The 14,215-nt window shown below is 60.0% G+C and carries 11 protein-coding genes; 10 read left to right on the plus strand and 1 reads right to left on the minus strand.

Annotated features, from left to right (window positions below; genetic code table 11):
* The first annotated feature begins 60 nt into the window (after window positions 1-60).
* From B5F39_RS09880 to B5F39_RS09915, 8 genes are all read left to right on the plus strand, one after another.
* The gene (locus B5F39_RS09880) at window positions 61-1,044 is read left to right on the plus strand and encodes a tripartite tricarboxylate transporter substrate binding protein (protein WP_087366759.1); all 984 of its coding nucleotides are present in this window, start codon (window positions 61-63) and stop codon (window positions 1,042-1,044) included.
* Window positions 1,045-1,107: 63 nt separating this feature from the next.
* Window positions 1,108-1,548, plus strand: coding sequence for a tripartite tricarboxylate transporter TctB family protein (locus B5F39_RS09885; RefSeq protein WP_158096017.1), 441 nt, complete (start codon window positions 1,108-1,110; stop codon window positions 1,546-1,548).
* Window positions 1,549-1,563: 15 nt separating this feature from the next.
* Complete coding sequence (locus B5F39_RS09890; RefSeq protein ID WP_087366765.1) at window positions 1,564-3,066, plus strand: tripartite tricarboxylate transporter permease; 1,503 nt, start codon at window positions 1,564-1,566, stop codon at window positions 3,064-3,066.
* A gap of 73 nt (window positions 3,067-3,139) precedes the next feature.
* Window positions 3,140-3,406 (plus strand): citrate lyase acyl carrier protein, encoded by a 267-nt coding sequence (gene citD / locus B5F39_RS09895; protein ID WP_087366767.1) that lies wholly within the window; start codon window positions 3,140-3,142, stop codon window positions 3,404-3,406.
* A gap of 3 nt (window positions 3,407-3,409) precedes the next feature.
* Window positions 3,410-4,294 carry an aldolase/citrate lyase family protein gene (locus tag B5F39_RS09900; protein WP_087366770.1) on the plus strand — a complete coding sequence of 295 codons (885 nt, stop codon included), beginning with the start codon at window positions 3,410-3,412 and terminating at the stop codon, window positions 4,292-4,294.
* On the plus strand, window positions 4,295-5,860 hold the full coding sequence (gene citF / locus B5F39_RS09905; RefSeq protein ID WP_087366773.1) for a citrate lyase subunit alpha: 1,566 nt from the start codon (window positions 4,295-4,297) through the stop codon (window positions 5,858-5,860).
* Between the two features lie 292 nt (window positions 5,861-6,152).
* Complete coding sequence (gene nifJ, locus B5F39_RS09910) at window positions 6,153-9,683, plus strand: pyruvate:ferredoxin (flavodoxin) oxidoreductase (RefSeq protein ID WP_087366776.1); 3,531 nt, start codon at window positions 6,153-6,155, stop codon at window positions 9,681-9,683.
* A 297-nt stretch (window positions 9,684-9,980) separates the two neighbouring features.
* Window positions 9,981-11,525, plus strand: coding sequence for a pyruvate carboxylase subunit B (locus B5F39_RS09915; RefSeq protein ID WP_087366779.1), 1,545 nt, complete (start codon window positions 9,981-9,983; stop codon window positions 11,523-11,525).
* Between the two features lie 164 nt (window positions 11,526-11,689).
* On the opposite strand, the gene B5F39_RS09920 is transcribed toward B5F39_RS09915, so the two are convergent.
* Window positions 11,690-13,048 (minus strand): MATE family efflux transporter, encoded by a 1,359-nt coding sequence (locus B5F39_RS09920; protein ID WP_087367070.1) that lies wholly within the window; start codon window positions 13,046-13,048, stop codon window positions 11,690-11,692.
* 158 nt (window positions 13,049-13,206) lie between these two features.
* Here B5F39_RS09920 and B5F39_RS09925 point away from each other — a divergent pair, with 158 nt between their 5' ends.
* Both B5F39_RS09925 and B5F39_RS09930 read left to right on the plus strand, forming a co-directional pair.
* The gene (locus tag B5F39_RS09925) at window positions 13,207-13,764 is read left to right on the plus strand and encodes a DUF2284 domain-containing protein (RefSeq protein ID WP_087366782.1); all 558 of its coding nucleotides are present in this window, start codon (window positions 13,207-13,209) and stop codon (window positions 13,762-13,764) included.
* A gap of 9 nt (window positions 13,765-13,773) precedes the next feature.
* Window positions 13,774-14,172 carry a DUF1622 domain-containing protein gene (locus B5F39_RS09930; RefSeq protein ID WP_087366785.1) on the plus strand — a complete coding sequence of 133 codons (399 nt, stop codon included), beginning with the start codon at window positions 13,774-13,776 and terminating at the stop codon, window positions 14,170-14,172.
* Window positions 14,173-14,215 lie beyond the last annotated feature (43 nt).

A 14,215-nucleotide genomic window follows, 5' to 3' on the forward strand; every position in this document is an offset into this window, starting at 1 on the left:
TAGCTATCGCGGATACATGGATACATGGATACAAAAAACAGTAAGGAGGAATTTTTTCAAATGAAGCGTTCAGCAGCAGTATCGGTGTTAGCGGCATTGTTCGTTGCGGTATTCGCGTTTGCGGCAACGGCGGCGGATTATCCGTCGAAACCCTTTGAGTTTCTCGCCCCCGCGGGAGCCGGCGGCGGCTGGGACACGACCATAAGGCTCGTAGGCAAGGCGCTGGGCGACCTCAAGCTCGTCACGCAGCCGATGCCCGTCACAAACAAGCCCGGAGGCGGCGGCGCGGTCAACCTCGCGTACATTCAGAGAAAGAAGAACGACCCCTACGTCATCACCGTGTATTCGCCCCCGCTTCTTCTCATCAACCTCACCGGACAGACCCCGCTCGGTTATAAGAATCTTACGCCCATCGCCCGCCTTATCGACGACTACGGAGCGTTTGCCGTCCCGAAGAACTCGCCTTACAACAGTATGATGGACGTGGTCGAAGCCATCAAGAAGGATCCGAGGAGCGTAAAGGTCGGAGGCACCAGCTCCGCGGGAAGCATGGATCACGTGCAGTTCCTTCAGGCGATGCGCGCAGCCGGTGTGACTGCGCTTAAAGAAATCCCGTTCATCTCCCTTCAGGAAGGAAGCATGGCTTCGCTCATGGGCGGACACATTGACCTTCTTTCCACCGGTATGGCCGAAACGGTCGGAGCTCTTGAGTCGGGCGACATCAAAGTCCTCGCGATAAGCGCCCCCGAGCGTGTGAAGAGCGGCCCGCTCGCCGCCGTCCCGACGCTCAAGGAAGCCGGCATCGACACCGTGTTCATCAACTGGCGCGGACTTTTCGGCGCGCCGAACATGGGCGATGAAGCGCGCGACTACATGGCGAACGTCTTAAAGCAGATGTCCGAAAGCCAGGAGTGGCTCGACATTTGCGAAAAGAACGGATGGGAACCCGTGTACGCCGGGCCGGAGGAGTTCGCGAAATTCCTCGACCAGACCAACGAAGAGTACAAGGTCATCCTTGACGAAATAGGATTCCTAAAGAAATAGCAAGAACGTTATCAAAGGGCGGCAGACTGTGTCTGCCGCCACGTTTATAAAGGAGTGAGAAATGTGAACTCTGACGTTATCGTCGGCCTGTTCTCGTTAGTGTTCTGCATCGCCTACACTATCGCGGCGTGGCTTCTGCCGGACGCGGCTATCGGCAATCCGATGGCGCCGAAGTACTTCCCGCTCGGCGTAGGGATAATGGGAGCGGTCTTCTCCCTGATGCTTCTCTCGCGCGGAATGAAGCGCGGGCGCGTCGCGAGGAAGGGCAAGGCTCCCGACCCCGGCTATTGGGTCCTTATCGCCGGACTCTGCGCCTGCTGCCTTGTCTATGCCGCCGTTCTTGAAAGGATAGGCTTTCTTATCAGCACCACGGTCTTCCTCGCGGCTATGCTGTTCTTGGTCAACGGGGTCAAGGGCTGGATCGCCAATATAGCCGTCTCGCTCGTCTTCACGGTAGGCATCTGGTATGCCTTTACGAAAATATTCCTGTTCACTCTGCCATAAGGGAGGAATATCTGAATGGAAACTTTAAGTCTGTTGTTCTCAGGCTTCGCGCAGGCCATGACGCCGCTCAACCTTATATGGCTGGCGGCCGGGTCGGCGCTCGGCACGGTCCTCGGGATGCTTCCCGGGCTCGGGCCGACGACTGGCATAGCGCTCCTGATGCCGCTCACATTTACGATGCCGCCGGACACGGCTCTCGTCACTATGTGCGCTATTTACTACGGCGCGATGTTCGGCGGCTCGCGCAGCTCGATACTTCTCAACGTTCCGGGAGACGGCGCCGCCGTCGCCTCATGCTTCGACGGCTACCCGATGGCCCAGCAGGGACGCGCGGAGGCGGCCCTCGCTATTTCCGCCATCGCGTCGTTCATAGGCGGCCTGCTTTCTACTATAGCTTTCGTCGCGGTCGCCGTCCCTGTAGCGCGTTTCGCGCTTAAGTTCGGTCCCCCGGAATATTTCATGCTGATGTGCTTCGCGCTCGCAGCGACGGCTGCCATCTCCAAGGAGGCCATGCTCAAGGGGCTTCTCTCGATGTGCCTCGGCCTCATGATCGCTACGGTCGGCATCGACCCGCAGTCGGGCGCTATACGCTTCACCTTCGGCATAACCGAGCTTCAGACCGGCATCGACGTCGTCGTCGTCATCATCGGCATCTACGGCCTCGGCGAAGTATTCCACAATATGGAGCATATAAGGTCCGATCTCGCCGTGAAGGTTCAGACGAAGTTCGGGCGTATCTGGGTCACGATGGCTGAGTTCAAGCGCTGCCTGCCCGCGATTCTGCGCCAGACTCCAGTCGGCTTCTTCGTGGGCGTCCTTCCCGGAGCCGGCGGCACTATAGCCTGTCTTATGGCCTATAACAACGAAAAGCAGATGGCGAAGAACCCGGACGATTTCGGCAAGGGTGAAATAATAGGCCTCGCGGCTCCCGAAGCGGCGAACAACGCCTGCTCCGTCGGAGCGCTCATCCCGATGATGACGCTCGGCGTCCCAGGCTCAGGCACGACGGCGGTCATGCTCGGCGCTCTTATGATACTCGGAATGCAGCCGGGGCCGCTCCTCTTCGAGCAGCACGCCGACGTGGCGTGGACTGTCATCGCGAGTATGTTCCTCGGCAACGTCATATGCGCCGTCATCAACCTGCCGCTCGCGAGCCTTCTCGTCCGCGTCCTCGCCGTCCCGACTAAGATACTCTATCCCGCGATAGTGGCGGTCGCTCTTATCGGCGTCTATACGATAAACTTCAGTGCCGTGGATTTCGTGGTTTTGGTGGTGCTTGGGCTCATCGGCTACTTTATGAAGAAGTACAAGGTGCCGACATCTCCGTTGATACTCGCCGTCGTCGTCGGCGTCTCGATGGAGCAGTCCTACCGTCAGGCTATGATGATATCCGACGGCGACCCGTCGATATTCTTCCGCGGCGGTATCTGCTGGGCGCTGTTCTTCCTGACTATCTTCTCGATAGCGTGGCCTTTCATAAGCGATTGGAGGAAAAAGCGGAAGGCGGCCGCCGCGTAGGGGGCTATAATTAGAAAACGTTTGTGGGGAAGCTTCGGCTTCCCCGTTAGTTTAACGGAGGGGTGATGATGCCATGAAACTTCTTCACACGGCGAGCGCCGGCACTCTCGAGTCGTCGGACTGCGTCGTCACCGTTTCGCCGGGCGGAGCTTTCGCGCTCGACTACCGCGGGGCGAACAGCGTAGTATTTGCAAAGAGGACGGAAACGCTTGTGCGCGGAATACTGGAAAAACATTCTGTCGAAGCCGCCAACATCGTTATACAGGACCAGGGCGCGATAGAAATCACGATAAAGGCGCGGCTCGAGACGGCTCTGCTGCGCGCGGCGAAGGGGGAATAGTTCATGCGTCCGATGCGCTCGATGCTCTATATTCCCGCGAACTCGCCCGGGATGCTGCAGCACGCGCCCGTCTTCGGCTGCGACAGCATACTGATAGACCTCGAGGACGCGATAGCCTACACGGAGAAGGACTCGGCGCGCGTGATGGCCTCGTGGTTCCTGCGCGAGTTCGACTTCAAGGACTTGTTCGTGACGGTGCGCCTCAACGGCGCGGACACGGAATTTTTTGAAAAGGACATAGAGACGGTAATCCCATGCCGCCCGCACGCTGTGCGCCTGCCTAAGTGCAACTCGGAAGCCGACGTGCTGCTCGCCGACGGGAAGATAGGCGAGGCTGAGGAGAGATGCGGCATACCGCGCGGCACTGTGCAGCTCCACGCTATGGTCGAGACCGCGCTGGGCCTCGAGAACGCCTTCCGCATCGCCTCGGCCTGCCCGCGCGTGACGGCTCTGACGCTCGGCGGACAGGACTTCACGGCCGACATGGGGATACAGAAGACGCGCGGCGGGCGCGAGCTCTTCTACGCGCGCAGCCGCATAGTCGCCGCGGCGCACGCGGCGGGCGTCGCCTCGTTTGACACGGTCTGGACCGATCTCAACGACCCCGAGGGCCTTTACATGGAATCCAAGGAGATAGTCGAGCTAGGCTTCACAGGCAAGGCCTGCATACACCCCGGGCAGATAGCGACTATCCACAAGGCCTTCATGCCCGAGATGACGGAGCTGCGCAAGGCGCTGCGCGTCGTCGAGGCCGCGGAGGCGGCTGAACGCGAGGGCAAGGGAGTAATCTCGGTCGGCGGCAAGATGGTGGACGCGCCGATTGTCGCGCGCTCGGCGCACCTGCTCGAGCTAGCGCGGATGTACGGCATAGAAAGGGAGGCGCTTTAGATGAAGACCGTTGTTAATTCTCTCGGCAGGACTGTGCCTCTCGAGGTTCCCGGCGTCGGGGCCTTCGAGCCTTACCTTTCGCCCTTCGGCAAAATCGAGGCGGCCTCCGGGCTGCGCTCCGCGCCTCGCCCCGTGCGCGCGGCGGCCCCGTGCCGCGACAAGCGCGCGAAGTCGCTGCGCGAGGCGATAGAAAAGTCCGGCCTGCGCGACGGCATGACGGTTTCCTTCCACCACCATCTGCGCAACGGCGACGCCGTAATACCGATGGTGCTCGCCGAGCTCGACGCTATGGGATTCAGGAACCTCACCTTCGCCCCAAGCTCGATACCGGACGCGCACGACTGCGTCGCGGACTACATAAGGAGCGGGCTTATCGGCAAACTTTATACCTCCGGCGTCCGCGGCAAGCTCGGGCAGCTTCTTTCAAGCGGCGAGGCCGGCATCCCGGTGATAATACGCAGCCACGGAGGACGCGCGCGCGCCATCGAAGAGGGCTCCATACAGATAGACGTCGCCTTCCTCGCGGCCCCCTCCTGCGACTGCCTCGGCAACATAAACGGCGTGCAGGGCCCTTCGGCCTGTGGTTCGCTCGGCTACGCGATAACCGACGCGCGCAGCGCGGCCCACGTCATAGCGATAACGGACAACCTCGTCGAGTATCCGCTCTCGCCGAAAATCTCCATTCCGCAATACCTCGTAGACCAGGTCGTCGTAGCAGACAGCATCGGCGACCCGGCGAAGATCGCCACAGGCGCGGCACGCATCACGCGCAACCCGGTAGACTTGAAAATCGCGCAGGATTCCTTCCGTCTCATGAAAGCCTCGGGCATTGTACAGCCGGGCTTCTCCTTCCAGATGGGCGTCGGCGGCGCGAGCCTCGCGGTCGCGGCCTACCTTGAGGAATACATGGCGGAGAAGGGCATAACCGGCAGCTTCGGTCTCGGCGGAGTCGGCGGCTACATGGCCTCGATGCACGACAAAGGGCTATTCCGCACCGTATTCGACGTGCAGTCGTTCGACGCCGTGGTCACGAAGTCGATGCTCTCCAACCCGAACCACATCGAAATAGACGCCTCGTGGTACGCGAACCCGTTCAACGCTGGCGCGCTCGTCAACAACCTCGACTGCGTAATACTCGCGGCGCTCGAGGCAGACACGGATTTCAACGTCAACGTGCTCACCGGCAACGACGGCGTCCTGCGCGGAGCTTCGGGCGGACATCAAGACGCCGCGGCAGGCGCGGCGCTCTCGATAATAGTCTGCCCGTCATTCAGGGGCGGCGTGCCCTCGATAAAAAGCCGCGTCACCACAGTCACGACCCCCGGCGAGACGGTGGACGCGATAGTTACCGAACGCGGGATATGCGTCAACCCGAGACGGGCCGATCTGCTCGAAGCGGCCCTCAAGGCGAAGCTTCCGGTAGTTGATATAGAAAAGCTCAAGGCCGAGGTCGAAAAGCTCACCGGAACGCCGGAGCCGATAGAGTTCGACTACGGCAGGCTTATAGCAGCCGTCGAATACCGCGACGGCACACTCATCGACGGAGTGTACGCGGCGAAACGCTAGGAAAAACTCGCAAAATCACGATAAACCCAAGAGCCCTCCCGCCATGTGCGCGAGGGCTCTTTCTTCGCGCCGCGGCACGGCGCTTGGAATTTTTACGCAGCTTTTACATAGATACAGGCGCATAATAACGGCGGAACGGCGTCTATTTTTTAATATTGGCGCGTATTGCCGATATCTTGACGTACTTAGCGCGGAGAGCTGGAAATTTGCAGAAAATTATGTAATAATAAGGCGTTTGATAATGATATATGCGCAAACCCCAAATGTTGGGAAGCAAATGGGAGGTAAAGAAATGTCAGAAAGAAAGATGGTAACGGTAGACGGAAACGAAGCGGCGGCGCACGTAGCGCACGCGGTGAACGAGGTAATATCAATATACCCGATCACGCCGTCGTCGCCGATGGGAGAATGGTCCGACCAGTGGTCGGCGGAGCACCGTCCGAACATATGGGGCACGGTGCCGCTCGTAGAAGAGATGCAGAGCGAAGCCGGAGCCTCCGGAGCCTACCACGGAGCCATACAGGCCGGAGCGCTCGGCACCACATTCACGGCGTCGCAGGGACTCCTCCTCATGATCCCGAACATGTACAAGATAGCTGGAGAACTCACCAGCACAGTAATGCACGTGACGGCGAGAAGCCTCGCCACCCACGCGCTCTCCATATTCGGAGACCACTCGGACGTAATGGCGGTACGCAACACCGGCTGGGCCATGCTCTGCTCCTCCACCGTACAGGAAACGACGGACTTCGCACTCATATCGCAGATGGCGACCCTCGAGGGACACGTCCCCGTCCTCCACTTCTTCGACGGCTTCCGCACAAGCCACGAAGAAATGAAAATAGAAGAAATATCCTACGACACAATGCGCGCCTGCATCGACGACGACCTCGTCCGCGAGCACCGCTACAACAGACTCACGCCCGACGCCCCGCTCGTCCGCGGCACCGCGCAGAACCCCGACGTATTCTTCCAGGCCAGAGAAGGCGCCAACCGCTACTATGCGGATATGCCCGACATCTTCCAGAGCGCCATGGATAAATTCGCTAAAATCACCGGCCGCCAGTACCACCTCTTCGACTACTACGGAGCGCCCGACGCGGAGCGCGTAATAGTAATCATGGGCTCGGGCGCCGCCGTGACCCGCGAAACAGTCGACTACATGCTCAAGCAGGGTGAAAAAGTCGGCCTCGTCGCAGTCCGCCTCTTCCGTCCCTTCGACGTCAAGCGCTTCTGCAACGCGCTCCCCGCGACAGTCAAGACCATAGCCGTACTCGACCGCAGCAAAGATCCCGCGGCGATATGCGAGCCCCTCTGCGCCGACGTGCGCGAAGCGCTTAACGGCAGCGGCATCACAGTAGTCGGCGGACGCTACGGCCTCTCGTCCAAGGACTTCACCCCGGCGATGGTCAAAGGAGTCTACGACGAACTCAACAAACTCGAACCCAAGGACGGCTTCACCATCGGCATAGAAGACGACGTCACCTTCACCAGCCTGCCCTACGACCCGTCCTTCGACACCGAAAACCCCAAGACAGTCCGCTGCCTCTTCTACGGGCTTGGCTCCGACGGAACAGTCGGAGCGAACAAGAACTCCATTAAGATAATAGGCCAGGAGACCGACCTCTACGCGCAGGGCTACTACAGCTACGACTCCAAGAAGTCCGGAGGCATCACCGTCAGCCACCTGCGCTTCGGCCCCGACCCAATATACGCCAGCTACCTCATCAACAAGGCCAACTTCCTCGCCTGCCACGTCTACTCATTCCTTGAGAAACTCGACGTGCTCAAGAACGCGGCCGACGGCGGCACCTTCCTGCTCAACGCGCCCTTCGGCCCCGAAGAGATCTGGGACAAGCTGCCCTACCGCTACCAGAGGCAGATAATAGACAAACACCTCAAATTCTACGTCATCGACGCCGTCAAAATAGCGAAAGAGACCGGCATGGGCTCGCGCACCAACACCATAATGCAGACCTGCTTCTTCGCGATAAGCGGCATCCTCCCGCAGGACGAGGCCATCAAAGCCATCAAAGACTCCATAGTCAAGAGCTACAGCCGCAAAGGCCAGGCCATAGTAGACAAGAACATCAAAGCCGTCGACGAGACCCTAGCCAACCTCCACGAGGTCAAAGTCCCCGCCGAAGCGACCAGCACCTTCGACATCAAGCCGCCCGTCGCCGACGACGCGCCCGACTTCGTCAAAGAAGTCCTCGGCCCTATGATGGTACAGGAAGGCGACAGCCTCCCCGTCTCCGCGCTGCCTGAAGACGGCACCTTCCCGACCGCGACCACGCAGTACGAAAAGAGAAACATAGCGATAGACATACCCGTCTGGGATCCGAGCCTCTGCATCCAGTGCGGCAAATGCGTACTCGTCTGCCCGCATGCTGCGATACGCTCCAAAGTCTACGACAAGAAACTGCTCGAAGAAGCGCCCGAAACCTTCAAACACGCCGACGCGAAATGGAAAAACTTCCCCGGCGAAGCCTTCACCGTACAGATAGCGCCCGAAGACTGCACCGGCTGCGGCCTCTGCGCCCACAACTGCCCGGTAAAGGCCAAGGAAGAAGGCGGCCCGCGCCCGCTCACGATGCGCACCCAGATGCCGCTGCGCGAGACGGAGCGCGCCAACTGGAAATTCTTCCTCGACATACCCGAGACAGACAGAAACCAGCTCAACACCTCGACAGTCAAAGACGTACAGCTCCTCCGTCCGCTCTTTGAATTCTCGGGAGCCTGCGCCGGCTGCGGCGAAACGCCGTACCTCAAACTCCTCTCGCAGCTCTTCGGCGACAGGGCGATAATAGCCAACGCCACGGGCTGCTCCTCGATATACGGAGGCAACCTGCCCACCACGCCGTGGTGCGTCAACGACGAAGGCAGAGGCCCCGCGTGGAGCAACTCGCTATTTGAAGACGCCGCCGAATTCGGCCTCGGCTTCCGCCTCGCGATAGACAAACACGCCGAATACGCCGCGGAGCTCCTCAAGAAGCTCGAGCCCGAACTCGGCGAAGAGACCGTCAAGGCGATACTCGAAGCGCCTCAGACCACCGAAGCCGAAATAAAGGCCGTCGAAGAAAAGATAGACGAAGTCAAAGCCCAGCTCCACTACATGGGCGCCGAAGAAGCAGAAGAGCTTGAGTCCGTCATCGACAACCTCGCCAAGAAATCCGTCTGGAGCATAGGCGGAGACGGCTGGGCCTACGACATCGGCTACGGCGGACTCGACCACGTGATAGCCTCGGGCCGCAACATCAACATCCTCGTCCTCGACACCGAAGTCTACTCCAACACCGGCGGACAGGCCTCGAAATCCACGCCGCGCGGAGCCGTGGCGAAATTCGCCGCCGCCGGCAAAAAGATGGGCAAGAAAGACCTCGCCATGATGGCCATGAGCTACGGCGACGTCTACGTCGGCAAAGTCGCGATAGGCGCCAACGACGCGCACACCGTCAAAGTCTTTAAGGAAGCCGAAGCCTACAACGGCCCGTCGATAATCATAGCCTACTGCCACTGCATAGCGCACGGCATAGACATGGTGAACGGCCTCGACCAGCAGAAACGCGCGGTGGAATCCGGCCACTGGATGCTCATGCGCTACAACCCGGACCTCGCCAAAGAAGGCAAGAACCCGCTCATCATAGACAGCAAAGAGCCGACGCTGCCGCTTGAGGACTACATCTACAACGAAGTCCGCTACAAGAGCCTCAAGACCATGAACGCGGAAGAAGCCGCGGTGCTGCTCGAAGAAGAAAAGAAAGCCATCAAGGACAGATGGCGCTTCTACAAGCATATGGCCGAGATGAAGATGGACGACTAGTCCGCTTCGTAAAAATAAGCGGAGACAAGAGAGCCCCGGAGACGGGGCTCTCTTTATGTATATGCAGCTTGAAGAAGTTTGCCGATAAGTATTTATCTGCGCGCCGAATCATGTAAATTGTCAATAATTGACGCAAAAAACCGACATACCACTTGAATTAAACCCTCATAACGAAGTAATATACAGTAGCGTTACAGCCGCCGGCATAAAACGCCGGAGCCGCGCCCGAGGGGCGGCGCAGCTTCGCGCGGCCTGCGGCGGTGCAGATGGAAATCAAGAGGGAAGGGTAGGTCATCCATGTCAGAAACAGTGGTGAAGCAGGAAATCAAGGACGCCAACGGCAACGTGATAGCCACGAAGATAACGACGGCCGAGGCCGCTCAGCAGGCGGAAGCCGCCGCGCCGGCGGTCACCGTAAACGAGGTAAAAAAGCCGGCTGAAGCGAAGAAGAAACCCCGCGTCGGAATAACCGAGACGGCATTCCGCGACGCGCATCAGTCGATTATGGCGACGCGCCTCCGCACGGAGGATATGCTGCCGATATGCGAGGCAGTGGATGAGGTAGGCTACCACTCCATAGAATGCTGGGGCGGAGCGACTTTCGACGCCGCGATGCGCTTCCTTCACGAAGATCCGTGGGACAGGCTCCGTCAGCTTAAAAAACGCCTCAAGAAAACCAAGACGCAGATGCTCCTTCGCGGGCAGAACCTCGTCGGCTACCGCCATTACTCCGACGAGACCGTGCGCGAATTCGTCAAGCGCGCGATAGGCAACGGAGTAGACATCGTCCGCGTATTCGACGCGCTCAACGACCTCCGCAACATGTCCATAGCCGCCGAGACCGTCAAGAAAGAGGGCGGCGAGCTCCAGATGACGATCTCCTACACCGTATCGCCGGTCCATACGCTCGAGCTCTTCGCCAAGCAGGCGAAGGACATGGCGGACATGGGCGCGGACTCGATATGCATCAAGGACATGGCCGGCCTTCTCTCGCCCGTCTCCGTCGCAGCGCTCGTCAAGGCGATAAAGAAAAAGGTGAACCTGCCCGTACAGATACACAGCCACTACACGAGCGGCATGGCGTCCATGACCTACATGGCGGCTCTCGAGGCCGGCGCGGACGTCGTGGACTGCGCCATCTCGCCCTTCGCGATGGGCACGAGCCAGCCCGCCACGGAAACGATGGTCGCGGCGCTCGCGGGCGGCCCGCTCGACACGGGACTCTCGCTCGAGAAGCTCCTGCCGATAGCGAAGCACTACCAGAAACTCCGCGAGAAATACAAGGATCTCATCATGGGCATCAGCGGCGTAGACGTCAACATCCTGCTCTACCAGATACCGGGCGGAATGTACTCGAACCTCCAGAGCCAGCTCAAGGAGGGCGGATGCCTCGACAAATTCAACGAGGTGCTTGAAGAGGTGCCGCGCGTCCGCAAGGAGATGGGATACCCGCCGCTCGTCACTCCGACCAGCCAGATAGTCGGAACGCAGGCCGCGATGAACGTCATCTCCGGCAAACGCTGGAAGATGATACCGAACGAAGTGCGTCAGTACTTCCGCGGCTACTACGGAAAGACCCCGGCTCCGGTCGATCCCGAGATACAGAAAATAGTCCTCGGCGACGAACAGCCGATCACCTGCCGCCCCGGCGAAAAGATCCCGCCGGAGATCGAGCAGGCGAAGAAGGAGATCGGCGTCTGGTGCACCCAGCCGGAGGACGTCCTCTCCTACATCCTCTTCCCGCAGGTCGCGAAGGACTTCCTCCCCGCGAAATTCGCGAGGGAAAACCTCGTAGACATCGGCGAAGAACCCCAGGAAGCCCCGGAAGCCTACGCGATATAGCTTCTTGTCGGAAAACCATAGAAAAAAGCGAGACGCCATTGCGAGCGTCTCGCTTTTTTATTTTCAACATCTTGGCTTCGCCGCTCTCGGAATGGCAGGCCCGGCCTTCCGCTGAAAAGCTGCGGCAGCCGTCAGGACCGCGCCGGAACGCGGGGCGGCGGCGCTCATCCTATGTGCGCCGAGAGGTCGCCGCTTCGTCTTTCTCGCCTCTCGAGCCACAGGTAGACGCCGGCGCATATCGCGGCGGAGAAGACGGAGCCGGCCGGCGAGGCGAGCCCCATCGGGAAGAGCGTGTAAGGGAAATAGACGGAGGCGAGGTACGAGAGCGGCACGCGCACGCACGCCATCGAGAGCGAGTTGTGTATGAATGAGACGACGGAAAGTCCGCGCGCGCAGAAGTAGCCGCTGAAGCAGAAGTGTATCCCCGCGAAGATGCAGTCCCATACGTAGCCGCGCATATACTGCCCGCCGAGCGTTATCACGGCGGCGGCGTCGGAGAAGAGCGCCACCGCGCCGTCAGCGTAAAGCTGCATCGCCGCCGTCGCCGCGACGCCCCAGCCGACGGCAATCGCCGCCGCGTATTTGAGCGTCAGCCGCGCGCGCTCCGGCTTGCCTGCGCCGAAGTTCTGCGCCGACAGCGCGGAGACTGCCGAGAGCATCGACGACGGCACGAGGAAGAGCACGGAGATGATCTTCTCGACGATGCCGACGGCCGCCGCGTCGTTTAGCCCGCGCCTGTTCGCTATTACCGTTATCACTATGAAAGCTATCTGTATGAAGCCGTCCTGAAGCGACACCGGCACGCCTATCTTGAGCAGTCCCGCCATAGTTTTCCGCTCCGGGCGGAAGTCCGCGCGCGCCGGCCTTATCTGCGTTTTGCGCCGCCTGACCACGGCGAGCGCCACGGCGACGCTGACAGCCTGCGAGAGCGTCGTCGCGAGAGCCGCTCCCTCCGCGTCCATGCCGAAGCCGCCGATGAACAGATAATCGAGGCCGACGTTCGCGGCGCAGGCGACGGCGACGAAATACATCGGGCTTTTAGAGTCGCCCATGCCGCGGAATATCGAGCTGATAATGTTATAGGCCGTTATGAAAGGAACTCCCGCGAAGCATATCGCAAGATAGGCCGCCGCGCCGGCGGCGGCCTCGGGCGGCGTGGACATGGCACGCACTATCGGCCCTACCGAGGCCAGCAGCGCCGCCGTCAGCACTACCGAGAGCGCCATGAAAAGCGTCACGGTGTTCCCGACGGCGCGCGCCGCGCCCCTGTGATCCATACCGCCGACGGCTCGTCCTATCATCACCGTCGCGCCCATCGCGAGGCCGACTATCATTACCGTCAGCATGTGCATCACCTGGCTGCCTATCGCGACAGCCGTCGTGCTGGCCACTCCGCGGAACTGCCCGATGATGAACAGATCCGCCATTCCGTAAAGAGTCTGCAAAAAATACGAAAGAAGGTAGGGCAGCGAAAAATACACCACAGTCTTAAAAACGCTGCCAGTCGTCAAATTTTTCTCCATAACCGGCCCCCCGCGCGACGCGACGTTCTCCTTGTAACATTTTACAACGCCTGGCGGCATTGCGGAAACCGCGCATTCGCCGCGCGCTCGTTGAAGTTTCGCGCGCGCTTGAGTACAATGTAGAGAATCACTGGAAAAGTGAAAGGGGGAGGCGCGTGATGCTGAACTATGGCACGGCGGCGCTCGAAAACAGGATTCCCGCGGACGAATATATAAGGGGCTACGTTGACGTGCCGCGTTTTCTCGAATGCTGCCGCGCGTGCCCGAACTACACCGTCAAATGGTCGTGCCCGCCGTATGATTTCGACCCGCTTGCGCTCTGGCGCGGATTCCGCGAGTTCTGGATATTCGGCACTAAGCTGACCTTCGGCGCTGAGGCGGGAAGCGGCTGGGACGTTTGGGACAAGGGAGGCGGCGTACATGCGGCGCTCGCGGCGGAAAAGACAAAGCTGCTCGACCGCGCGCTGGCGCTCGAAAAAGAATATCCCGGCAGCCTCGCCCTCTACGCCGGAAGCTGCGAAATATGCGGCGCGAACTGCACGAAAAGATTCGGCTCGCCCTGCCGCCGCCCCGACCGGATGCGCTACTCTATAGAGTCGCTCGGCGGCAATGTGTGCGACACGGCGGAAAAGCTTCTCGGCACTCCTATAAAATGGGCCGCCGACGGGAAACTGCCGGAGTATCTCGTGCTCGTCTGCGGCATACTGCTCAAATAGAGGCGCGCCATGAGCATACTTGCATACGCGCCCGAAGTTCTGCACATATTCGCGGAATACTCCTGCGCCGTCATCGAATTCGTCAGCATTGTTATAATAATATGCGGCGTCGGTTCGGCGCTCGTCCGCGGCGCTGCGCTTCGGCTCTCGGGCCGCAGGGCGGCCAAGAACGAATGGATACACCTGCGGCTCTCGCTTGAAGAGACGCTCATGCTCGGCCTGCAGTTCCTCATGGCGGCGGATATAATAGGGACGATAAGCAATCCCGACCTTCAGGGCGTCGCGGTGCTCGCCGTCATCGTGCTGCTGCGCGTCATACTGAGCTTCACGCTGAGCCGCGAAGTCGCGGAGATGGACAGGCGCGAGCGCGAGATAAACGAACGCGCCGCGGAAACGGAAAAAAGATGAAACGCGGCCCCGCCGTAAAAATTTATAAATTATCCCAAAAGGA

It is taken from the genome of Cloacibacillus sp. An23, from assembly GCF_002159945.1.
Lineage (GTDB): Bacteria > Synergistota > Synergistia > Synergistales > Synergistaceae > Caccocola.